The following is a 22,892-nucleotide window of genomic DNA, read 5'->3' on the forward strand; positions in this document are numbered from 1 at the left end:
CAGGACTTCCCCGGTCCGTTCGAAATCTAATTTGAGTATAGAGAAACCTACAGAAAAATTCAATTTTAGTAATTATCGTACCCGTTTTGTAACTAAAGTAATTGTACCTTTTTATCAAATGATAAAAAGGTACATAGTTTTTTTATGGAATTCTACCATAACAGTATTTAATTGCCGGCCTTCCGCCGGTTTGATAGTCGATGGTGCTGGTAATCTCATTGGTCTCCATCAAAAAGTTCATATAACGGCGCACGGTAATACGAGAAAGATGGACCTTCTCAGCAATTTCTTCGCTGGTAAACATAGAAGACCGGTTCTCTTTTAGAAAGCGGCGAATTAGATTCATCGTGTTTTCATTGAGCCCTTTGGTCAAAATCTGAGACGGTGCGGCTTTTCCGGCACCGGCAGACAGCATTTGGTCAATGTCTTCCTGCTTTAGAGAGCCATCAAAAGTTTCCCATTTCTCCCGGGTTTGCCGAAACCGATCCAAAGCGACCCGAAAGCGGCTGTAATCAAAGGGTTTCACCAGATAATCCAGTATCCCGCGGGAGACCATCTGACAGACAATCTGAGCATCACCCGCCGAAGTAACCATAATAATATCCGGTGCCTTGCCTAATCCGTGCAAGCAGTCCACAAACTCCATTCCGTTCATCACCGGCATATAATAGTCCAGAATAATCAACGGTACGTCATGCGTTTTTAGATATTCCAGCGCCTGCGCCCCATTTTGAAACACTTCCTTCACCGTAAAGCCCGGCGTATTTTCAATATATTTACAATTGATATCGGCGACCATAGAGTCATCCTCAACAATAATTACCGGATACATCCGTTCGCCTCCTCTCTGGTAAAGGTTATGGTAAAGACCGAGCCTACCCCCGCCTCGGTTTCCACATCAATCCTGCCGCCATACTGGCGCACCGTGCGCCGAACCACATACAGCCCGGTTCCCCGATATTTCCCTTTGGTAGAAAAGTTTTTTTCAAACATATTATCCAGTACCTCCGGAGAAATACCGGTGCTGGTATCCTCACAAACAACAATATTGCAATCCGGGCGGCAATACAGCCCGAACTTAATCTCACGCAGCTCACTTTCATGGCAGTTCAGCTCTTCAATGGCGTTTTCCAGCAGATTCCCCACAATCGTGGTCATGTCGCTAACCGGAATTAAAAGATCCTGCTCAATGCAGCAGCTGTCGCCCATCAGTTTTAACTCAATTCCCTGTTCCGCCGCGTGCATCATTTTCCCTATCACCAGCGCGCAAAGCTCTGATACCCGGATTTGATCCGCCGTTTGACAAATCAGCTGGCTGGTAATCAGATTGCTGTTAACAATCACCCCAATGGCCTGATCCGTCTGCCCGGCTTCCAGATAGCCTAAAATCACGTGCAGTTTATTAGAAAACTCATGATTAAAAGAACGCAGCGCATCGATCATGCTGCGGGCACCAAACAGCTCATTGGACATATTTAGCATCTCGGTACGATCATAAAGAACGATCAGAACCCCCTCTGCCGGGGATTGGTTGTCTTTCCGGATGGGAACCTCGTTGACCAGCACCGATCGCCCGCCAACCATCCAGGAGCGACGTTCTTCCGGCTGGCCGGTACGCAAAACCGATTCTTGCCGGGTATCCGGCAGTAGTTCCCGAACAGGCCTTCCTTCCAACGCTTTGTCTTCGCCAATCATACTGCGGGCAACTGAATTGACAAACAATACAGTGCCTTTGGTGTCAGACGCCACCAACCCCTCGGCTACGGCACTGAGCACCACATCCTGCCGCAGATAACGGCGCAGCAATTCCTCGGGCTGAAGGCCCATCAAGGTGCTGCGCAGATAACGAAGACTGACGTGACTCAGGGAGATACTGACCAAAAGCATGACGCCCAAAATCATCAGGTGCACCAACATAATACTTTGCAGCCGGGCAGAGATAACCCCGATGAACACAGAAACCATTACAAAACCAATAATTTCTCCGTCTTTATTAAAAACCGCATGAAAAGCACGCCTCTGAGCGCCTTTGGTGCCGTATCCGATGGTGATATACGGGTCGCTTCCCTGCAAAATTGGAATTTCTTCCCCGCCTACATAAGATTCCCCTGTTTGCAGCCGATCGGTGTGATAAAACCGAACGCCGTCCTTGTCACAGACTACTGCAACGCTGATGTTCGGAATCGTATCGCACAGCGCATCCAAAGACCGCTCCACCCGCGGGGAAGGGTAACCGCTTTCCAGCATGGCCACCACATCGGTGCCTTCTGAAATATATGCTGCAATTCCGCTGATCATGGTATCCATCTCTTGACGCTGCCGAAGCATGTCAAAGTACATTGTGCCACCCAGCGAAAGCAGAATGACCAAGGTTGAAACCAACATAAAGACGCGATAAAGCTTTCGCTCTAACGCACTTTTTTTCTTTTTTACAGGCATGTGGTTCCTCCCATCCGGTTTTCTTCCAACAGATATTCTTACCGTGCTTTTTTAATATTACGCATATTATCCCACAGCCAAAAGACCCCGTCAAGCAAAGGGCAGCTTTCCTTTTCCTTGCTTTTCCCCACAGACAGAATCGCCAAAGGCCATGCTTTGCAATGCAATGCACGGCCTTTGGCAACGGGATTTCATCCCATTAAAATAGTGGTAATCAATGCGTTGGAAACCAAAAAGCCCTGAGGGGTCAGACGGATGGATTCCTCATCACAAACCACCAGTCCCTGCCTGCAGAAGCGGCGGGCTCGTTCCAAATATTCCGCCGGAATCGGGCGGTTATATCGTTTCATACAGTCTTCCTGCCGTAACCCGGCCGAAAGCCGCAGCCGCAGCATGGCATACTCTTCCAAAGATCCGCCCTCTCCTTCAGAGACCTGTCTGGGCCAACTCAGAAATTCTTCCATGTCATTGGGGCAAAAGAACCTTTTTCCGTTGAGAAAGGAGTGAGCAGAAGGCCCTGCACCGTAGTATTCCTCTGCATTCCAATATTTCAGGTTATGTCGGCTCTCAAACCCGGGCTTGGCAAAATTAGAAACTTCATACTGCCCGTACCCTGCCTGTTCCAACTCTCGGCAAGCCAGCAAATACAAATCGGCCGTTTCCTCATCGTCCGGCAGAACCAAGCTTTCTTTTTGAAGGTAATAGGGCGTTTCCTTTTCTACCTTTAACAGATAGGCAGAAATATGCTGTACGCCGCAATCCGCACAAAACTCTATTGATCGGCGCAGGCTATCCCCGGTTTGGCGCTGTACCGCCAGCATCAGATCAAGGGAAATGTTAGAAAACCCGGCCTGCTGTGCTTCCCGCACCGCCTGACGCACCTGTGCCGCCGTATGGCGGCGCCCCAGCAGGCGAAGTTCTTCCTCATCCGCAGACTGCAAGCCCATAGATAATCGGTTTACTCCGGCTAACCGCAGCGTGTCAAAAAAGCCTGGGGTATACTCGCCGGGATTGACTTCCACGGTGATTTCCGCCTGATCCAACCCCCAGATTTCCCTGGCGGCCTGCACCAGAAGGGTAAGCCGTTCCGCCCCCAGAAGTGACGGTGTTCCGCCGCCAAAATACAGGGAATCCGCCTGTCTGTGAAAGCGTTTCCCCTGTACTTGCAATACCCTTAGCATTTGTTCTACATATTCCGTCTTATCTTGCTCGCTGCCTTTTTGGGAATAAAAGTCACAATAAGGGCACTTGCTTTCACAAAACGGCACATGAATATATAAGCCAATTGGTGTACGAATCAAATTTTCTCCCACGATTCGGCCTTTCTTTTACTCATCCAGCTTTAAAACGCTCATAAATGCTTCCTGCGGCACTTCTACACTGCCCAGTTGGCGCATGCGCTTCTTTCCTTCTTTCTGCTTTTCCAGCAGCTTCCGCTTACGGGAAATATCGCCGCCATAGCATTTTGCCAAAACGTCCTTACGCATGGCCCGAACGGTTTCTCTGGCAATAATCCGGCCGCCGATACACGCCTGAATCGGCACTTCAAACAACTGGCGCGGAATTTTCTCCACCAATTTTTCCGTCATTTTACGGGCTCTGGAATAGGCTTTGTCTGCGTGAATAATAAAGGACAAAGCATCCACTGTGTCACCGTTGAGCAGAATATCCAGCTTTACCAAATTAGATTTTGCATATCCGCTAAGCTCATAGTCAAAAGAGGCATATCCTTTGGTACGGCTTTTCAGCGAATCAAAGAAATCGTAAACAATTTCATTGAGGGGCAAAGTATAGTGAATATCAACCCGGTCAGTATCAATATACTTCATATCCTGAAATACGCCGCGCCGCTCCTGACACAGCTCCATAATATTGCCAACGTATTCCGAGGGCGAGTAAATATGAGCATTGGTCATCGGCTCTTCCGCCAGCTGAATATAAGTCGGATCCGGATAATTGGTGGGGTTGTCCACCAACACCATTTCCCCGTCAGTTTTTGTAATTCGATACACTACGCTGGGTGCGGTGGTGATCAAATCCAAGTCGTATTCCCGCTCCAGCCGCTCCTGAATGATTTCCATATGCAAAAGCCCTAAAAAGCCGCAGCGGAATCCAAATCCCAACGCCACCGAAGTTTCCGGTTCAAAAGACAACGCGGCGTCATTGAGCTGCAGCCGTTCCAGCGCTTCTCTCAAATCAGAATAATGGGCGCCGTCTGCCGGGTATACACCGCAGAACACCATGGGCTGCGCCGTCCGATATCCGGGCAGCGGCTCTGCCGCCGGCCGGGATGCCAAAGTAACCGTATCACCCACGCGGGCATCCTTTACCGCTTTGATGGATGCGGCAATATACCCCACTTCTCCGGCAGAAAGGCTGGGGGCCGGTTCCATTCCGGAAGCCCGAAGATACCCCACTTCCACCACGGTAAATTCACTGCCCGAAGCCATCATGCGAATTTCGTCACCCACTCGCACCGCACCGTCTTTCACCCGCACATAAACGATAACACCACGGTAAGAATCGTAGTAAGAGTCGAAAATCAAAGCTTGCAACGGGGCATTCTCATCGCCCTGCGGCGGGGGAATATCCTTTACCACACGCTCCATCACCTGATCAATATTCAGGCCCGTTTTTGCGGAAATGCAAGGGGCCTCGTCTGCCGGCAGCCCAATCACATCTTCTACTTCAGCGCGCACCCTCTCCGGATCCGCACTGGGCAAATCAATTTTATTAATGACCGGCACAATCTCCAGCCCTGCGTCCAGCGCCAAATAGGTGTTCGCCAGAGTTTGCGCTTCAATTCCCTGCGAAGCGTCCACCACCAAAAGAGCCCCTTCACAGGCGGCCAAAGAGCGCGACACCTCATAGTTAAAATCCACGTGGCCGGGCGTATCAATCAGGTTAAAAACATAATCCTGTCCGTCATTGGCGCGATAAACCAAGGTAACCGCATGTGCCTTGATGGTAATGCCGCGTTCCCTTTCCAAATCCATATTGTCCAAAAGCTGATTTTCCATATCTCGCAGAGCAACCGCCTGTGTTTGTTCCAGAATGCGGTCTGCCAGCGTACTTTTCCCGTGGTCAATATGCGCTATGATACTGAAATTTCGTATTCTATCTCTTGGAATCGACATGCTATCACCTGATTCTCCCCACTGTAACTGAATTATTTTTCGTCACGCTTATTTTTGCCAACACTTCTTCTATAAAAATCAGAAAAGCCATTTTTATGGCCTGTCCTCTCCGATACTCTAGTTATCATTTCATATTTCCTTTGCCGCTAAACACTCTAAGCAGGCATACGGTGCGAGGTTATTGAAACCATAATCTTCCCTTTAGGCCGTAATCTTAAAACCGCAAAACCTTAAAATTAAGCCGGGCTATGGTGCAATGTTCTCTCAGCCGCCAAAAGCTTTCGCTTTTGTCTGCGGCGTGAGGTTATTGAAACCATAATCTTCCCTTTAGGCCGCAATCTTAAAACCGCAAAACCTTAAAATTCAGCCGGGCTATGGTGCAATGTTCTCTCAGCCGCCAAAAGCTTCCGCTTTTGTCTGCGGCGTGAGGTTATTTAAACCATATTCTTCCCTTTAGGCCGCAATCTTAAAACCGCAAAACCTTAAAATTCAGCCGGGCTATGGTGCAATGTTCTCTCAGCCGCCAAAAGCTTCCGCTTTTGTCTGTGGCGTGAGGTTATTTAAACCATACTCTTCACTTGACCCCACAATTTTAAACACTGCAAAACCATAATATCCAGCCGAGCTATGGTGCAATGTTCTCTCAGCCGCCAAAAACTTCCGCTTTTGTCTGCGGCGTGAGGTTATTGAAACCATATTCTTCACTTTAGGCCGCAATCTTAACAAACCGCAAAATCTTAAAATTCAGCCGAGCTATGGTGCAATGTTCTCTCAGCCGCCAAAAGCTTCCGCTTTTGTCTGCGGCGTGAGGTTATTGAAACCATATTCTTCACTTTAGGCCGCAATCTTACAAACCGCAAAACCTTAAAATTCAGCCGAGCTATGGTGCAATGTTCTCTCAGCCGCCAAAAGCCCTGCTTTTGTCTGCGGCGTGAGGTTATTATAGCACAAAGCCAAATAATTGAAAAGAAAAATGTACCTTGCGATGCAAACTGGAAGCACCGGGAAAAATCTCTAAAAAAAGGAATAGAAAAAACCGACAGACCCCATAATAAGAGATATATGACCAGTAATGTGTAAGATTGGAGCTGATTACAACTTGTTCAACCCATTTTCCACCCGCAGAGAAAAACAAGAACAAATTCAAAAAAAAATAAAAGAAATTGGACAAAGCCAATCAAAAGACACCTTTTTATTCAATACAATGGAAGAAAACTGCAAGTTTTTTTGGGAGCTATTTTCCGAAAATGATACCATTGTCGACCGAGAAATACAAAACATTCACAATCCATCAATGAGATTTCGGTTGTTTTACAGCGAAGGTATGGTAGACGAATTCCAAATAAATGAAAATGTGATTCGCCCACTGATCCACTCATCAGAAAAGCCCGGGCGAGAGCTTACTAAAACATTGATAGAAAAAGTGATAACCATCAGCAGTATCGCAATCTATAGCAAGTGGGAAGAGATCATTAACTCCATCACTTACGGAGAAGCAGTTTTATTTCTGCCACACTGTGATAAGGCACTGGTTGTGGATGTAAAAGGCTTTAAAACTCGTAATATCAGTGAACCGGATTCCGAAAAAATTCTGATAGGACCGCGGGAGGGCTTTACGGAAGGTCTATGTACCAACCTAACTTTGTTGCGTCGCAAGCTTCGCACCAACGATTTAAAGCTACGATACCGCACATTTGGGCGCCGCACTCAAACCAGAGCCTGCATCTGCTATCTGGACAGCCTTGTAAATAAAAGAGTTCTCAAAGAACTGGAATCCCGACTAGACAAGATTGATATTGACGGGGTGCTAGATACCAACTATTTCACAGAATTAATTCGAGACTCGTCCCTTTCCCCATTTCGCACCACCGGGTATACCGAACGGCCCGATGTGGTGGCAGCAAAGCTTTTAGAAGGGCGAATCGCTATTTTTTTAGATGGAACCCCATCTGTGCTGACCGTTCCCTATCTGTTTATTGAAAATTTTCAAAGCAGTGAAGATTATTATATGAACTTTTTCTATACTTCTTTTTCCCGTATGTTGCGCATTTTAGGCTTCCTTCTTACTGTCACCGTACCGGGTTTTTATGTTGCGGTTGTAGCCTTCCACCACGAAATGCTTCCCACCCCGCTTCTCATCAACATTGCCAGTGAACGCCAAGGTGTGCCCTTGCCCGCCGCCGCAGAGGCCTTTATCATGCTGATCATTTTTGACATTCTGCGGGAAACTGGACTGCGAATGCCTTCCAACATTGGTCAGGCCCTCAGTATCGTTGGGGCTCTTGTAATTGGCCAGGCAGCGGTAGAAGCCAAATTGGTGGCGGCCCCCATGATTATCATTGTGGGCCTTACCGGTATTACCGCACTTCTGGTTCCCAAAATGAATGCGCCGATTATCTTTGTCCGCCTTTTTATTTTAACCGCCTCATCCATTTTGGGTCTGTTTGGTATGATGCTTGCCTTTTCTACTCTTATCATCCACATGCTGAATCTGGATTCCTTCGGGATTTCTCAGTTAACACCCACCGGAATGCTGCAATTTCAGGATATTAAGGACAAACCTTTCCGCGCCCCGATGTGGAAGATGGTGACACGTCCCCATGCTCTAACACAAAATACCATAAGGTTAAACACCGATAAGAAGGAAGAACCATGAAAAAATTCATCAGTGTTTTGCTGTCTATCTGTCTTTTGATTCCCATGACCGGGTGTTGGAATTATCGTGGGCTCAATGAGATGACTATTGTCGCCGGAATAGCCGTTGACAAATCTGAAAACCAGTATAATGTAGCATTTGAAATTATGGATCTGCAAAAGCCTACCAAAATCCAAGGTCCCACCGCTACCGTGGTATTTTCCCAGGGTGCCACTTTATTGGACGCCGTTCGCAACGCCAAAAAACAATTGTCCAGCAAACTTTATTTTGGCAATACGCAAGTGATCATTATCAGCCAAAGTATCGCCCGGGAGGATGGTCTGCACGCAATCATTGATTTTTTGCTCCGGGATGCGGAAATGAGGGAAAACATAGATCTTGTAATCTCGCAAGAGCCCATGGCACAGGATCTGATTCTTCTCACCGGAAAAACGAGCGGAGCGGTTTCTTATGATATTGTTCGCATCGTTCGGGAAGACAACCGTATCGTAAGCTCCACAATCAGCACGCCTCTCTATCTGGTTTATAACAAACTGGAGGAACCGGGATTTTCAATCGGGCTGCCTGTGTTTTTTAGCCCTTCAGAACCCAATACGGATATTCATCACGTGGAAGCCAATGGAATTGCCGTCTTTCGTCAGGACAAGCTTGTGGGCTTTTTATCCCCACACGAAAGCAAATATCTACTAATGGCGGATCGTCCCCTGCAGGGGGGAGTTTTGGCATTATATATTCCCAAAGTAACTCCCCATAATATTTCGCTGGAAATCAGCGATACGTCCGTATCCAGATCTTATCAATATGAAAACGGTTCTCTTTCCATGAAATTAGATATCACGGTAAACGCTTATTTGGCAGAATACCCGCACAAAGGCAGCAATCTGGATTTTCCCCCCATTGCAGAAATATCTGAGTCCGCCGAAAACCTGGTAGTAGAAAACGTGAAAACTGGTCTGAAAAGATCGCAAACTGAGTTTAATGCAGATGTTTTGGGTTTGGGTAATTATATTTATCGAACCAATTTACCTTTGTGGAAAACGTTAGAGAATAATTGGGATGAAATCTATCAGACGCTCCCGATTGAGGTGAACGCCAACGTTCATATTCTAAATACCGCTATGATACGCCAGAATTAGGAGGGATCCCAATGCTGATTATGCTTATTCTTCTGATAGGGTGTGTCATTTTAATCGATTACCTTCCCAAACGCAAACTCATGGCAAAGTCACTGCGTATTTTCTATCTTAGTTCCACAAGCCTTTGTTTTGTTCTTTTGGTAATCCACATCTTAACGCCGTCAGTTATAAGCATTGCAACTTTTTTAACAGTAGCAATAAAAAAGCTGTACGGCATATAACGGAAGGACTCTTTTATGAAAGCTATTCACAACAATCAGCTGAGCACACGGCAAATGGTTCTGATGATGGTTTTATTTATGTTTGGCAGCAGCGTAGTGCTCGGAATCAATCCCCAGAACCGCCAGGATTCCTGGATTAGCCTGTTGACTGCCGCAGTAATGTGCATCCCGGTTTTTCTGCTTTATGCCAGAATCATACACTTGATGAAGGGGCAGGACTTTTTTACCTCTATTCTAGATTGGTTCGGAACGATAGTCGGAAAAATTATAATTGGACTGTTTGTCTGGTACTGTCTGCACATGGCCGGGATTGTCACACGGAATCTGTCGGAGTTTATGGAAATTGCAGCTATGACAGAAACCCCCCAGCTCCCTTTGATGATTTCTATTCTGCTGGTCGCAACCTACCTTTGCAAAAGCAGAATTCAGGTGATTGGGCGCTGGTCTGTCATCGGGTTTTATATTACTTCTGTGATTGTTGTCATTACCATTCTGGCCACTGTAAGCCACATGAACTTTTATTATCTGCTCCCTATCATGGAACATTCCCCCACTGAAATTCTTGACGGCGCTTTCAAAATCTCTGCATTTCCTTATGCGGAATGTGTAGTTTTTCTTCCGCTGATGTCTGCGGTACAAAACAATAATCCTTATAAAACTTTTCTCAAGGGAAACTTCTGGAGTACTGTCTTACTGATGATCATCATGTTGCGAAATATTTTTTGCATCGGCCCCCATCTGATGGTGGCCGAATATTTTCCATCTTTCACTTGTGCTAAAATTATGGAAATCGGAGATTTTTTGTCTCGCATTGAGGGAACGATCTCTATCAATTTAGTAATAGCAGGGCTAACAAAAACGGCTATATCTCTCTATTCGGCCAATTTAGGTTTGGCAAAATTAATTAACATTCCAAATAAACTGAATCTGCTTACCATGCCCATATTTCTTTTCGCTCTGACTCTATGCATGCTCTCTTATACCGATGCACTACAGATGTTTGGTTTCTTGGATTTTTATGCGTATTATGCATTCCCCTTCCAAATTATTATACCGATCATCATCTGGCTGATGGGTGAATGGAAAACACGCCAAAAACACGTGAACCCTGCACCTACCGCTGCATAAGCTATACTCACACAGCTATTCCTTCTAAAACCAAATATGCAGATCTTCATATTATATTATTAGAGGCTTCACCTGGCCCTAATAAAACTTCTGATAGATAGGAGATTGCATATGTCCTCAAACCAAAATTTTTATTCTGGCTGCGGAAATCAAGGCTTTAATCCCAGCATGAAAATTCACAATGGCAGCGGAAATGCAGCAGGCAGCTACCCGCCTTGCCCGCCACCTTATCCGCCTGTTCCGCCTTGCCCAATTCCATGCCCGGGGCCTCCTGGTCCTCCCGGACCACACGGGCCTGCCGGTCCTGCCGGAGCCCAAGGACCCGCCGGCCCTACCGGTGACACATGACCTATCGGATCCACTGGTGATACCGGACCCGCTGGTCCCGCCGGAGCGCAAGGACCCACCGGACCTACCGGTGACACATGACCTATCGGATCCACTGGTGATACCGGACCCGCTGGTCCCGCCGGAGCGCAAGGACCCGCCGGATCTACCGGTGACACAGGACCTGTCGGACCTACTGGCGAAACCGGGCCCACCGGACCTACTGGCGACACCGGACCTACCGGCGAAACCGGGCCCACCGGGCCTACCGGCGAAACAGGACCCACCGGGCCCACTGGCGACACCGGACCCACCGGGCCTACCGGCGAAACAGGACCCACCGGGCCCACTGGCGACACCGGACCCACCGGGCCTACCGGCGAAACCGGGCCCACCGGACCTACTGGCGATACCGGGCCCACCGGACCTACTGGCGAAACCGGACCTACCGGGCCTACTGGCGAAACAGGACCCACCGGGCCTACCGGCGATACCGGACCCACCGGCCCCCCTGCCCTTTTATCCGGACTTCAAGCTCAGTTTTCCTCGCCAGATACAACTGAGTTAGCGAATGATGACCCCATTGCTTTTAACACATTGATTAGTTCTCAGGGCACTTTCGCCTCTTTAAACACCAGCACCGGAGAAATCACAGTTACTCAACCCGGAACCTATCTGGTCAACTGGTGGGTATCAGCAGAAGGTTCTACCGTTGCACCGACAATTACACTTTCTTTAAATGTCGATGGTGTGTCCCAATCTGTATCCGACTCGCCTATTTTATACGGCCAAATGTTCGGTAGCAATTTCCTTACCGTCACCACCGCCCCCGCAGTTATAACATTGACAAATACAACTGGAAATGACGTGTTTTTGACTGTTTCCACTTCTGTGGGTGCTAATATTACAATAATTTATCTGGATACATAAACCTTCCTCTCGAGAAACAATTCTGCATTCAGATAAAACAAACCAATCTTCTCCGTTGTACTTTCATTTTTTAGCTTCTGCCTCAGCTTATCCGTTTTGGATCAGCGGGGGCAGTTGTCTTTTTCCCCATAGCAGCAAGTCCACAATCTTTGATTATAAAGCAATATAATCGTATCATTCCTTACTTTATGGGGAATTGCTTTGCAACTTATCCCACAAATTTTCATACTATACTATCGGATACAATAACTTTATTGTTTTACAACTTCTGATAGATAGGAGATTGCACATGTCACTAGACAGAAGATTTTCATCTGGTTGCGGAGATCAGGGATTTAATCCGAACATGAAGGTTTACAGCAGCAACGCCAATAGCTGCCCGCCTTGTCCGCCACCTTATCCGCCTATTCCGCCTTGCCCGGTTCCATGCCCCGGGCCTCCCGGACCTCCCGGACCCACTGGACCACAAGGACCGGTAGGTCCTGCAGGACCTACCGGCGCAACAGGTGCTACCGGTGCTACGGGCGCTACAGGAGCCACTGGTCCTGCCGGTCCTACCGGTGCAACAGGCGCTACGGGAGCCACTGGCGCTACTGGTCCTGCCGGTCCTACCGGTGCAACAGGCGCTACGGGAGCCACTGGCGCTACTGGTCCTGCCGGTCCTACCGGTGCAACAGGCGCTACGGGAGCCACTGGCGCTACTGGTCCTGCCGGTCCTACCGGTGCAACAGGCGCTACGGGAGCCACTGGCGCTACTGGTCCTGCCGGTCCTACCGGCGCAACAGGCGCTACGGGTGCAACAGGTGCCACTGGCCCTGCCGGACCTACCGGTGAAACAGGCGCTACGGGTGAAACAGGTGCCACTGGCCCTGCCGGACCTACCGGCGCAACAGGTGCTACAGGAGCTACAGGAGCCACTGGTCCTGCCGGTCCTACCGGTGCAACAGGCGCTACGGGAGCCACTGGCGCTACTGGTCCTGCCGGTCCTACCGGTGCAACAGGCGCTACGGGAGCCACTGGTCCTGCCGGTCCTACCGGCGAAACAGGTGCTACAGGAGCTACAGGTGCCACTGGCCCTGCCGGACCTACCGGTGAAACAGGCGCTACGGGTGCAACAGGTGCCACTGGCCCTGCCGGACCTACCGGCGCAACAGGTGCTACAGGAGCTACAGGAGCCACTGGTCCTGCCGGTCCTACCGGTGCAACAGGCGCTACGGGTGCAACAGGTGCCACTGGCCCTGCCGGACCTACCGGTGAAACAGGCGCTACGGGTGCAACAGGTGCCACTGGCCCTGCCGGACCTACCGGCGCAACAGGTGCTACAGGAGCTACAGGTGCCACTGGCCCTGCCGGACCTACCGGTGAAACAGGCGCTACGGGCGCAACAGGTGCCACTGGCCCTGCCGGACCTACCGGCGCAACAGGTGCTACAGGAGCCACTGGTCCTGCCGGTCCTACCGGCGCAACAGGCACTACGGGTGCAACAGGTGCCACTGGCCCTGCCGGACCTACCGGTGAAACAGGTGCTACGGGAGCTACTGGTGCTACGGGACCTGCTGGTCCTGCCGGTGCAACAGGAGCTACTGGTCCAACAGGCGCTGCTGGGCCTACTGGTCCAACTGGCGCTACTGGCGCAACAGGCGCTGCCGGTCCTACTGGTCCAACCGGCGCAACAGGCACTACGGGTGCAACAGGTGCCACTGGCCCTGCCGGTCCTACCGGTGAAACAGGCGCCACGGGAGCTACTGGTGCTACGGGACCTGCTGGTCCTGCCGGTGCAACAGGAGCTACTGGTCCAACAGGCGCTGCTGGGCCTACTGGTCCAACTGGCGCTACTGGCGCAACAGGCGCTGCCGGTCCTACTGGTCCAACCGGCGCAACAGGTGCCGCCGGGCCTACCGGGCCTACCGGCGCTACAGGTGCCACCGGGCCCGCCGGACTAGGAGCCATCATTCCTTTCGCCTCTGGTACCCCAGTCGTTTTAACTACGGTTTTGGGTGGTTTACTAAACACCTCAAGTGCAGTAGGATTTGGCGCCAACCTGCCCGGAATTAACGCGGTTGGTACCACCATCAGCCTTCTGGGGCTCACAAACTTTGCCTTCTCTGTCCCTAGGGACGGTACCATTACCTCGCTGTCTGCTTATATGAGCGTCAGTGCAGGACTGAGCTTGCTCGGAACAACCATTACGGTGACCGCGCGTCTGTTCCAGTCCACCACCCCCAACGACACCTTTACTGAGGTGCCCGGTGCGGTCGTTACGCTAACCCCGCCGCTTACTGGCCTAATCAACATTGGTAACATCATGTCAGGTGTTACTACAGGCCTAAATATCCCGGTAACTGTAGGAACACGCCTGCTGTTGATTTTTTCTGCAAACGTCACTGCCGGAATTAGCTTGGCTGCAGCTGTGGCTGGTTACACCAGTGCAGGTTTGGCAATTAGCTAACCCTTGCATGAAACAACTTCTGATTTCCGCATAAAAGCCCGGTGCAGGTTTTCCTGCACCGGGCTTCCCTTTGCAAAAAACCTTCTATTTATCCAAATTTTTTTGGTCTGAATGGTTTTAAGCATAATGTACAAGGTTTTTATCATACGCTGGTTATGGAATAAAGTATTTAAAATACCAGTAAAAGGGGGAGTTGCTTGAAATCTTATCATGTCTGCGTCTATGCTATCGCAAAAAACGAAAAGCAATTTGTAGACCGCTGGATGGATTCCATGAAGGAGGCGGATCAAATTATTGTCACAGACACTGGCTCCACCGACGGCACCGTAGAACGTCTGCGGGAGCTAGGCGCCATTGTCTATGAAGAAACCATTCAGCCCTGGCGGTTTGACCACGCGCGCAACCGCTCTCTGGAACATGTCCCCGAAAACACCGACATTTGTGTGTGCACCGATTTGGACGAAGTATTTTCCCCCGGATGGCGTGATGCCTTAGAACAGGCATGGCATTCCGGGGCTACCCGAGCCAGATATCTTTATAACTGGAGCCATCATCCGGATGGATCCCCCGATTTGCAGTTGTATTACACTAAAGTTCATGCCCGCAACAGTTATAAATGGAGTTATCCGGTTCACGAATACCTGATATATGAAGGGACTACTCCGGAACAAACGGTTCTTGTAGAAAACATGGTTCTGGATCACTACCCTGACACAAAAAAGTCCAGAAGTTCCTATCTGCCGCTGCTGGAAATGGCTGTAAAAGAAAACCCCATTGATTCCCGCATGCTATACTATCTGGGGCGCGAATACCTGTATTCCAAACATTGGCAGAAGTGCATTGATACCATGCATCGCCGTTTGAATCTTCCTTTTGCCTCTTGGGAAGAAGAACGAAGCGCTTCGATGCGCTGGATGGCGTATTCTTACTCTATGCTGGGGAAACCTTCTGAAGCATATCGATGGTATTTTAGAGCCATTGCAGAAACTCCTTTTATGCGGGATCCCTATGTGGAATTTGCCCAATTTGCTTACAAGGAACAAAATTGGCCACTGGTGTTCTTTTTGACCCAGCAGGCCTTGCAAATTCGGGAAAAATCCAAAACCTTTGCCAACATGGGCTACGCCTGGGATCACACACCCGAAGATTTGTGTGCCATCGCCTGCTGGAATCTGCAAATGTTCCCCCGCGCAGAGCAACACGCCAAAAACGCACTGCGCATCACCCCTGACAACGAGCGCCTTAAAAACAACCTGCGCATGATTCAGCTGTCGCTGGAACATTTGTCGACTAATCCACAGCATTCAGATCCCCAAAAAAGTGATGGGGCTCCATCCTCTTAGCTGCAAAAAGAGTTCTTTTCTCAGCGGTTTTTCCGCAGAAAAGGGCTCTTTCTTTTTTCATTGCCGGGTCTTGACAATTCCGGCTTTTTTTAATATCATTAATGCATATCGTAAAAGTATGAAATACATCTGTCCAAACAGTATGAAACGAGGTTTGAATTCATGAGAATTTCTGCCAAAGGGCGCTATGCTCTGGCCGCGATGATCAGTATGTCCGAATCCTATCCCAATGGGGAATATATTACAGTCATCAGTATTTCGGAAAAGCTTGGCATTTCCAAAATCTATTTAGAGCAAGTCTTTTCCCTTTTAAAAAGAGGCGGGCTTGTCAATTCGATTAAAGGGGCTCAGGGCGGCTATCAGTTGTCACGAATGCCAAGGCAAATCACCGTCTTTCAGGTTCTGTCTGCCGTGGAATTGTCTTTGTTTGAGCCCACGGAAAACACCGTACAGGAAAAATCGCCTGAAATTGAAAAGGCCATGCGGCTTTCTGCTTTTGACCGGCTGGACAAAGCCGTAACCGACACCTTATCTTCTGTCACTTTGGCGGATCTTGCCGCCGAAACGGAGCGCCACCGCTCTGACACCAGCTTTATGTTTTATATTTAGGGCATTTTCAAAAATACAAATCATCCAGATTTTGCAGCAAAAAGAAAGTAAAGCAAGCATTCTATGTATTTCACAGCTCACACCCTTTATTTTTGCCGCAAAACCCACCGTATCTTTCCGGTGTTCCAACTGCCCTTGGTTCGTATTCAGTACCCCGGTGCTTCGCCTAGCGCAAAGCGCCTATTCAGAAACGGGAGATTTCTATGGACTTTAACACCCTTTGCGTTCACGGCTGTTCTGACCGATATGATATTACCGGAGCCGTCTCCGTGCCTATTTTTCAAACCGCTACCTTTGCCCACCCGGGGGTAGGACAAAGCACCGGTTACGATTATTCCCGGGTGCAGAACCCCACCAGGGAACACCTGGAAAAAACCGTTGCCAAACTGGAACAAGGAAAAGAGGCATTGGCCTTTTCTTCCGGCATGGCTGCCATTGCCGCCATGATGGAATTGTTTTCCCCGGGGGATCATGTCATCTGTTCCGACGATTTGTACGGCGGCTCTCACCGTTTGTTTCATCATATCAACGCCAAAAATGGGATTTCCTTTACCTTAGTAAATACTTCTTTCTCTGAAAAAGTAAAGGCTGCCATTCGCCCCGAAACCAAAGCCATTCTGGTGGAAACCCCCACCAACCCCATGATGCAGGTAACGGATCTGCGCAAAATAGCGGATTTGGCCCATGCCAATGGGCTGCTTTTGGCCGTAGACAATACTTTTTTGACCCCTTATCTGCAAAAGCCGCTGACGCTGGGTGCCGATTTGGTCATTCACAGCGGAACCAAATACTTGGGCGGCCACAACGATGCTCTGGCCGGTTTTCTGGTGGCCAACGACCCGGAAATTTGCGATCGTCTGCGCTTTATCTATAAGAACACGGGCGGATGCCTTTCTCCTTTTGACAGTTGGCTCTTGATCCGTGGTATTAAAACTTTGCCTTTGCGTATGGATCGCCAGCAAGAAAACGCACAGAAAATAGCCCTTTGGCTGACCCAACAGAAAAAGATTGCAAAGGTTTTCTATCCCGGCCTGCCGGATCACCCGGATTATGAACTGTCCCGCAAGCAAACCAGCGGATTTGGCTCGATGATTTCCTTTGAAGTGGACAACCACCGTACCGCAGAGCAAATTCTGAACCGGGTGGAATTGATTCAGTTTGCAGAAAGTCTGGGCGGCGTGGAATCACTAGTTACCTACCCCATGCTGCAAACTCACGCAGAAATCCCAGTAAAAGAGCGGGAAGAAAAAGGAATCAACGAAAGGCTTTTGCGCCTTTCCGTGGGCGTAGAAAACGCAGAAGATCTGATTGCCGATTTGACAAATGCTTTGCAAACAGATTAAAGAGCAGTTCTATTGGCTAGGCAAATGAAACCTGTACAAGCCTTGGCAAATCTTTGCTTCCTTTCTTTTTGCAAGAAAGGAAGCAAAGTAGATATGAGAAGAATGTTTTTAAAAAACAACAAAATAAGAAATTCACAGAAATAAAACCAGACTTTCCCGATAAAGCAACCAAAGAAGCCCTTGCCCGGAGAGGTAAATCCGTTGGCGACAAAGATAACAGGAGGAGAATGAATGGCGTCCTTTGATACTCTATGGAACCGAAAAAATACCAATTCCTTAAAATACGACTGTGCTTCCCGCTATGGCAAACCGGAAGGCCTTTTACCCCTGTGGGTGGCAGATATGGATTTTCCTTCTCCAGACTGTGTGATTCAGGCGCTGGAAGAACGATGCCGCCACGGAATTTTTGGTTATTCCGAGCCAGACGAGCGTTACTTCCAAGCGCTCAGGCAATGGTTTTCCACAAGACACGGCTGGGAAGTGGAAAACTCGTGGCTCATTAAAACCCCCGGGGTGGTCTTTGCCCTGTGCGCGGCCATCCGTTCTTTGACAGAGCCCGGCGACGCGGTACTGATTCAAACACCCGTATATTACCCATTTTTTGAATCCGTGCAAGCCAATGACCGCCGTGTGGTAAAAAATTCGCTGCTATATCGGGATGGCATGTACACCATTGATTTCGAAGACTTTGAACACCAAATCGTGCAGAATCAGATTAAACTCTTTCTGCTGTGCAGCCCGCACAATCCGGTTGGGCGGGTTTGGACCAAGGAAGAATTGACCGGCATGGGAGAAATCTGCCTGAAGCACGGGGTAACCGTGGTTTCTGACGAAATTCACGCTGATTTTGTATACCCGGGGCACCGACACCTGATGTTTTCCTCTTTGCGCCCGGAATTTCAGCAAATGACCATCACCTGCACCGCACCCACCAAAACCTTTAATCTGGCAGGGCTTCAGCTTTCCAATATTTTTGTTCCCAATCAAACACTGCGCCACAGCATCCGTGCAGAAATGCAGCGCACCGGCTACAGTCAGGCCAATCTGATGGGGCTGATTGCCTGCCGCGCCGCTTATGAGAGCGGCGGCCCCTGGCTGGAAGACCTCAAGGCATACCTTCTGGGAAATCTGAATTTTGTAAGGGACTTCTTGGCCGAAAAGCTTCCTCAAGTCCGTTTGATAGAACCTCAGGGAACCTATTTAATCTGGCTGGACTTTTCGGGCCTTGGTCTTTCCAATGATAAGCTAAACCGCCTGATTGAAGAAAAAGCCGGGCTTTGGCTGGATCCCGGAACCATGTTCGGTGAAGAGGGCAACGGCTTTCAGCGAATCAACATCGCCTGCCCTCGCTCTATTTTGCAAAAAGCATTGGAACAGCTGACACAGATAGCAACCAAAGAAGTTTAAAAAAACTAAAAACTCTCCGCAAATTAAGCGGAGAGTTTTTTCATTCATTATCATATGATAGCGTAACGGCAATTCTGAATGTTCTGCGTATTCTTACCCCAAAACCGTACAGGCACCTTGCCGTCATGCTGCGGTTCCCGAATCATCCAGCAGCGTTCTTCCCATTGATTTCGCGCTTACCGGGCAAAGGTATCATGAAATAGGCTCCTGCTCTTTCTGCCGGGACCAATATTCCCGCAGTTTGCTGAAGCTCTCCTCACTGATAGCATGTTCCATTCGACAGGCATCCTCTTTGGCGATCTCTTCTTCTACGCCAAGCGCTATCAAAAACTCCGAGATCAGGGTATGTCTTTCATAGATTCGTTCTGCGATTTCTCTGCCGCTTTCCGTCAGCTCAATGTAGCCGCTTTCGTCCATTACAATCAGTCCGTTTTCGCGAAACTGCTTCATGGCGTGGCTCACACTGGGTCTGGAAAAATTCATTTCATTGGCAATGTCAATCGACCGAACCTCTCCCCTGCGGTTTTTTAAAACCAGAATCGTTTCCAAATAATTTTCCGCGGATTCCTGAATTTTCACATGTTCTCCCCCTTTCGGAATTGTTGTTTCTAATCATATCATAAAGCTATACTTTTTACAACGAGTCTAATGCTCGTATTTTGTGGACTTTTCCTGTAAAATAATCCCGTCTGATAGTTGACAGTGCCAGTTAGCTGTGATAAACTTAAAGACGCAATAGGGTTAGCGTATGCTAACCTTGGCTTTCATTGGAATAAATGCAATGTTTTTTAAATAAAATTGCCTAGGAGGAATCCATTATGCCGCTGACAATGGCAAAAGCCGGAGAAAAAAATTTAATCAAACGGATTACCGGCAAGGATGAAGTTCGCCGCTTTCTGGCCACTTTGGGTTTTGTGGAGGGCGAAACAGTCACGGTGATCAGCGAGATTTCCGGCAATATGATTTTGAATATCAAGGATACCCGGGTAGCCTTGGATAAAACCATGGCGAACCGGATCATGATATGAATAAAGGAAAAGAGGTTGAGGTTTGATGAAGACATTGAAGGAGGTAAAGCTTGGGGAAACCGTTACCGTGGTTAAGCTGCACGGCACCGGCGCCGTTAAGCGCAGAATCATGGATATGGGCCTTACCAAAGGAGCCCAGGTATTCGTCCGAAAAGTTGCTCCTCTTGGCGACCCTATCGAGGTTAAAGTCAGAGATTATGAGCTGAGCCTGCGTAAGGCAGACGCCGAACTGATTGAAGTGGTTTGATAGGACAGCCATTTGAAAGAAAGGCCGTTGGCTTTCGGTCCCTTTGTTAGCCGCGACTTCCGTGAAAAATGAGGAGGAACAAAAAATGTCTTTAAAGTTAGCGTTGGCGGGAAACCCAAACTGCGGTAAGACCACCCTGTTCAATGATTTAACCGGCTCGTCCCAGTATGTGGGCAACTGGCCCGGCGTAACGGTGGAGAAAAAAGAAGGACGGCTCAAAGGGCATAAAGATGTCATCGTAACCGACCTTCCCGGTATTTATTCTCTTTCGCCATACACTCTGGAAGAAGTCGTAACCAGAAACTACTTAATTCACGACAATCCCGATGTGATTGTCAATTTAATTGACGCTTCCAACATTGAAAGAAACCTGTATCTGACCACCCAGCTGATGGAAATGGGGCTGCCGGTTGTTGTAGCTCTGAATATGATGGATGTGGTTCGGAAAAATGGGGACACTATTCAAACAAAAAAATTGGCAGAACAGTTAGGGTGTCCTGTAGTAGAGATTTCTGCTATCAAGTCACAGGGCACACAGGAATTGATTCAGGCCGCTTTGGATGTTGCCAAAAAGAATCAAAAGAACACGATTCCGGCTGTTTTCAGCAACACTGTGGAATCTGCCTTGGGTCAAATCGGCAAACAGCTGCCAAGCCTTGTAAAAGGCGAGCACGCTCGCTGGACCGCCATCAAGCTGTTTGAGCGGGATGAAAAAGTGCTGGCAGAAGCCAAGCTTTCCTCTTCCGACCAGTCAAAGCTGGAAGCTATTCTGGCAAAATGCGAGTCTGAGCTGGACGATGATACCGAATCGATTATTACCAACGAACGATATGAGTATATTACCAAACTGGTTAAGGGCACGGTTCAAAAGAAAAAGGTTGGATTAACCCCTTCCGATAAAATTGACCAGGTTGTCACCAACCGATGGCTGGCTCTCCCCATTTTTGCAGCTGTCATGTGGCTGGTATATTATGTATCCATCTCTACAGTGGGTACCGCAATGACCGACTGGGTGAACGACGCGCTGTTCGGCGATATTGTTCCCCCCGCAATTGAAGGATTCCTGACATCCATCAACACCGCCGACTGGTTGGTATCTTTGATTTTGGATGGTCTGATTGCCGGTGTCGGCGCTGTTTTGGGCTTTTTGCCCCAGATGCTGACCATGTTCCTGTTCCTTGCCATTTTAGAGGACTGCGGTTATATGGCGCGTATTGCCTTTATTATGGACCGTGTGTTCCGCAAATTCGGCTTGTCGGGCAAATCCTTTATCCCGATTTTAATCGGAACCGGCTGCGGTGTACCCGGAATCATGGCTTCTCGTACCATTGAGAATGACCGTGACCGCAAACTGACTGTTATCACCACTACGTTTATTCCCTGCAGCGCCAAACTGCCGATTATTGCTTTAATCGCCGGCGCTCTGTTCCCGAACTCCACATGGGTTGGCCCCTCCGCATATTTCCTCGGCATGGGCGCCATCATTGTTTCGGGTATTATGCTGAAAAAGACCCGCATGTTTGCGGGCGACCCCGCTCCCTTTGTTATGGAGCTTCCCGCATACCATGTGCCCGGTGTTAAGGGTGTTTTAATTCACATGTGGGATCGCGGCAAGGCCTTTATCAAAAAAGCCGGTACTATCATCCTTCTCTCCAGTGTGCTCATCTGGTTCCTGAGCTCCTTCAGCTGGGGTATGGAAATGGTGGATGTGGATGATTCCATGCTGGCAACCATCGGCGGCCTGATTGCTCCCCTGTTTGCCCCCTTGGGCTTTGGCGACTGGAAATTCGCTGTCGCTTCTATTACCGGCCTGATTGCAAAGGAAAATGTGGTTGGTACCTTCGGCATCCTGTTCGGCTTTGCCGAGGTTGCAGAAGACGGCGTCGAAATTTGGGCCAATCTGCAGGCTGCAGTGACTCCTTTGGCTGCCTATTCCTTCTTAGCATTTAACCTGCTCTGCGCACCTTGCTTCGCGGCTATCGGCGCAGTTCGCTCCGAAATGGGTTCTGCAAAATGGACCTGGTTCGCAGCCGGATATCAGACCCTGTTCGCTTATATTATCGCATTGATTATTTACCAAACCGGCAGCCTGTTCACTGGCGGCGGATTTGGAGTGGGAACTGCGGTTGCACTGGTCTTGCTTGCAGCGTTGGTTTATCTGCTGGTCAGAAAACCTTATGACGAAAATGCGGGTGGACAGTTAAAAAGAAAGGTGTCTGCATAAACTATGGCTACCATTATTATTTCTGCGCTTGTGTTTGCTTTAATTGCTTTTGCTGCTTATCAAACCTACCGGACCCATAAGTCCGGTGGGTGCAGCGGCTGCAGCGGCTGTTCCGGCGGATGCTGCCCTTCGGAGCACGAACATTCGCATGAAAACCACGAAAGCCAAGAATAATCAGTACTTTTGCCACGTTGTATTTCCATCGCGTAAAGTAATAGAGTTAGCTTTGCTAACTCTATTACTTACCGAACAAGTTAGCTATAACTAA

The 22,892-nt window shown here is 48.9% G+C and carries 19 protein-coding genes; 14 read left to right on the forward strand and 5 right to left on the reverse strand.

What is annotated here, in order from left to right; genetic code table 11:
- Positions 1–142: 142 nt before the first annotated feature.
- The 4 genes from C1A02_RS06355 to lepA all read right to left on the reverse strand — a co-directional run bounded on the left by C1A02_RS06355 (position 143) and on the right by lepA (position 5,576).
- Positions 143–832: a response regulator gene (locus C1A02_RS06355; RefSeq protein ID WP_101697357.1), complete on the reverse strand. Its 690-nt coding sequence runs from the start codon at positions 830–832 to the stop codon at positions 143–145.
- Positions 820–2,439: a sensor histidine kinase gene (locus tag C1A02_RS06360; protein WP_101697358.1), complete on the reverse strand. Its 1,620-nt coding sequence runs from the start codon at positions 2,437–2,439 to the stop codon at positions 820–822. The genes C1A02_RS06355 and C1A02_RS06360 overlap by 13 nt, the downstream gene beginning before the upstream one ends.
- 191 nt (positions 2,440–2,630) lie before the next feature.
- A complete protein-coding gene (hemW, locus tag C1A02_RS06365; RefSeq protein WP_101697507.1) occupies positions 2,631–3,740 on the reverse strand; it encodes a radical SAM family heme chaperone HemW in 1,110 nt (369 codons plus the stop codon).
- A 27-nt stretch (positions 3,741–3,767) separates the two neighbouring features.
- Positions 3,768–5,576 carry a translation elongation factor 4 gene (gene lepA, locus C1A02_RS06370; protein ID WP_101697359.1) on the reverse strand — a complete coding sequence of 603 codons (1,809 nt, stop codon included), beginning with the start codon at positions 5,574–5,576 and terminating at the stop codon, positions 3,768–3,770.
- A 1,072-nt stretch (positions 5,577–6,648) separates the two neighbouring features.
- On the opposite strand from lepA, the gene C1A02_RS06375 reads away from it, so the two are divergent.
- The 10 genes from C1A02_RS06375 (at position 6,649) to C1A02_RS06425 (ending at position 19,125) form a co-directional block, all read left to right on the forward strand.
- Positions 6,649–8,232, forward strand: a complete 1,584-nt coding sequence (locus C1A02_RS06375) for a spore germination protein (RefSeq protein ID WP_243577935.1) — start codon at positions 6,649–6,651, stop codon at positions 8,230–8,232.
- The gene (locus C1A02_RS06380; RefSeq protein ID WP_243577936.1) at positions 8,229–9,368 is read left to right on the forward strand and encodes a Ger(x)C family spore germination protein; all 1,140 of its coding nucleotides are present in this window, start codon (positions 8,229–8,231) and stop codon (positions 9,366–9,368) included. Before C1A02_RS06375 ends, C1A02_RS06380 begins: the two co-directional genes overlap by 4 nt.
- Before the next feature lie 11 nt (positions 9,369–9,379).
- On the forward strand, positions 9,380–9,589 hold the full coding sequence (locus C1A02_RS06385) for a hypothetical protein (RefSeq protein ID WP_101697361.1): 210 nt from the start codon (positions 9,380–9,382) through the stop codon (positions 9,587–9,589).
- A 15-nt stretch (positions 9,590–9,604) separates the two neighbouring features.
- Positions 9,605–10,717 (forward strand): GerAB/ArcD/ProY family transporter, encoded by a 1,113-nt coding sequence (locus C1A02_RS06390; protein WP_101697362.1) that lies wholly within the window; start codon positions 9,605–9,607, stop codon positions 10,715–10,717.
- A gap of 924 nt (positions 10,718–11,641) precedes the next feature.
- Entirely contained in the window at positions 11,642–11,974 is a 333-nt protein-coding gene (locus C1A02_RS13735; RefSeq protein WP_243577947.1) for a hypothetical protein, read from the forward strand.
- 289 nt (positions 11,975–12,263) lie between these two features.
- A complete protein-coding gene (locus C1A02_RS06400) occupies positions 12,264–14,423 on the forward strand; it encodes an exosporium glycoprotein BclB-related protein (RefSeq protein WP_207204877.1) in 2,160 nt (719 codons plus the stop codon).
- 197 nt (positions 14,424–14,620) lie between these two features.
- The gene (locus C1A02_RS06405) at positions 14,621–15,766 is read left to right on the forward strand and encodes a tetratricopeptide repeat-containing glycosyltransferase (protein WP_101697364.1); all 1,146 of its coding nucleotides are present in this window, start codon (positions 14,621–14,623) and stop codon (positions 15,764–15,766) included.
- A gap of 162 nt (positions 15,767–15,928) precedes the next feature.
- A complete protein-coding gene (locus C1A02_RS06410; RefSeq protein WP_101697365.1) occupies positions 15,929–16,375 on the forward strand; it encodes an RrF2 family transcriptional regulator in 447 nt (148 codons plus the stop codon).
- Between the two features lie 203 nt (positions 16,376–16,578).
- Positions 16,579–17,718 (forward strand): trans-sulfuration enzyme family protein, encoded by a 1,140-nt coding sequence (locus C1A02_RS06415; protein ID WP_101697366.1) that lies wholly within the window; start codon positions 16,579–16,581, stop codon positions 17,716–17,718.
- A gap of 231 nt (positions 17,719–17,949) precedes the next feature.
- A complete protein-coding gene (locus C1A02_RS06425) occupies positions 17,950–19,125 on the forward strand; it encodes a MalY/PatB family protein (protein ID WP_101697368.1) in 1,176 nt (391 codons plus the stop codon).
- A gap of 192 nt (positions 19,126–19,317) precedes the next feature.
- Here C1A02_RS06425 and C1A02_RS06430 read toward each other — a convergent pair whose 3' ends face one another.
- Positions 19,318–19,704, reverse strand: a complete 387-nt coding sequence (locus C1A02_RS06430) for a metal-dependent transcriptional regulator (protein ID WP_101697369.1) — start codon at positions 19,702–19,704, stop codon at positions 19,318–19,320.
- Between the two features lie 239 nt (positions 19,705–19,943).
- On the opposite strand from C1A02_RS06430, the gene C1A02_RS06435 reads away from it, so the two are divergent.
- The 4 genes from C1A02_RS06435 to C1A02_RS06450 all read left to right on the forward strand — a co-directional run bounded on the left by C1A02_RS06435 (position 19,944) and on the right by C1A02_RS06450 (position 22,798).
- A complete protein-coding gene (locus C1A02_RS06435) occupies positions 19,944–20,153 on the forward strand; it encodes a FeoA family protein (protein ID WP_101697370.1) in 210 nt (69 codons plus the stop codon).
- A gap of 25 nt (positions 20,154–20,178) precedes the next feature.
- Positions 20,179–20,400 (forward strand): FeoA family protein, encoded by a 222-nt coding sequence (locus C1A02_RS06440; RefSeq protein WP_101697371.1) that lies wholly within the window; start codon positions 20,179–20,181, stop codon positions 20,398–20,400.
- An 85-nt stretch (positions 20,401–20,485) separates the two neighbouring features.
- Positions 20,486–22,624: a ferrous iron transport protein B gene (gene feoB, locus C1A02_RS06445; RefSeq protein ID WP_101697372.1), complete on the forward strand. Its 2,139-nt coding sequence runs from the start codon at positions 20,486–20,488 to the stop codon at positions 22,622–22,624.
- A gap of 3 nt (positions 22,625–22,627) precedes the next feature.
- Complete coding sequence (locus C1A02_RS06450) at positions 22,628–22,798, forward strand: FeoB-associated Cys-rich membrane protein (RefSeq protein WP_101697373.1); 171 nt, start codon at positions 22,628–22,630, stop codon at positions 22,796–22,798.
- The last annotated feature ends 94 nt before the right edge of the window (positions 22,799–22,892 follow it).

The sequence above is a fragment of the Clostridium minihomine genome, from assembly GCF_900240385.1.
GTDB classification, from domain to species: Bacteria; Bacillota; Clostridia; order Oscillospirales; family Acutalibacteraceae; genus Faecalispora; species Faecalispora minihomine.

What these genes read in the sequence shown, in the direction of transcription:
- feoB (WP_101697372.1), top strand. Translation starts at nt 20,486, where the DNA reads ATGTCTTTAAAGTTAGCGTTGGCGGGAAACCCAAACTGCGGTAAGACC.
- C1A02_RS06435 (WP_101697370.1), top strand. Translation starts at nt 19,944, where the DNA reads ATGCCGCTGACAATGGCAAAAGCCGGAGAAAAAAATTTAATCAAACGG.
- C1A02_RS06425 (WP_101697368.1), top strand. Translation starts at nt 17,950, where the DNA reads ATGGCGTCCTTTGATACTCTATGGAACCGAAAAAATACCAATTCCTTA.
- C1A02_RS06385 (WP_101697361.1), top strand. Translation starts at nt 9,380, where the DNA reads ATGCTGATTATGCTTATTCTTCTGATAGGGTGTGTCATTTTAATCGAT.
- C1A02_RS06450 (WP_101697373.1), top strand. Translation starts at nt 22,628, where the DNA reads ATGGCTACCATTATTATTTCTGCGCTTGTGTTTGCTTTAATTGCTTTT.
- lepA (WP_101697359.1), bottom strand. Translation starts at nt 5,576, where the DNA reads ATGTCGATTCCAAGAGATAGAATACGAAATTTCAGTATCATAGCGCAT.
- C1A02_RS06355 (WP_101697357.1), bottom strand. Translation starts at nt 832, where the DNA reads ATGTATCCGGTAATTATTGTTGAGGATGACTCTATGGTCGCCGATATC.
- C1A02_RS06390 (WP_101697362.1), top strand. Translation starts at nt 9,605, where the DNA reads ATGAAAGCTATTCACAACAATCAGCTGAGCACACGGCAAATGGTTCTG.
- C1A02_RS06440 (WP_101697371.1), top strand. Translation starts at nt 20,179, where the DNA reads ATGAAGACATTGAAGGAGGTAAAGCTTGGGGAAACCGTTACCGTGGTT.
- C1A02_RS06380 (WP_243577936.1), top strand. Translation starts at nt 8,229, where the DNA reads ATGAAAAAATTCATCAGTGTTTTGCTGTCTATCTGTCTTTTGATTCCC.
- C1A02_RS06400 (WP_207204877.1), top strand. Translation starts at nt 12,264, where the DNA reads ATGTCACTAGACAGAAGATTTTCATCTGGTTGCGGAGATCAGGGATTT.
- C1A02_RS06375 (WP_243577935.1), top strand. Translation starts at nt 6,649, where the DNA reads ATGTGTAAGATTGGAGCTGATTACAACTTGTTCAACCCATTTTCCACC.
- C1A02_RS06360 (WP_101697358.1), bottom strand. Translation starts at nt 2,439, where the DNA reads ATGCCTGTAAAAAAGAAAAAAAGTGCGTTAGAGCGAAAGCTTTATCGC.
- C1A02_RS06415 (WP_101697366.1), top strand. Translation starts at nt 16,579, where the DNA reads ATGGACTTTAACACCCTTTGCGTTCACGGCTGTTCTGACCGATATGAT.
- C1A02_RS06410 (WP_101697365.1), top strand. Translation starts at nt 15,929, where the DNA reads ATGAGAATTTCTGCCAAAGGGCGCTATGCTCTGGCCGCGATGATCAGT.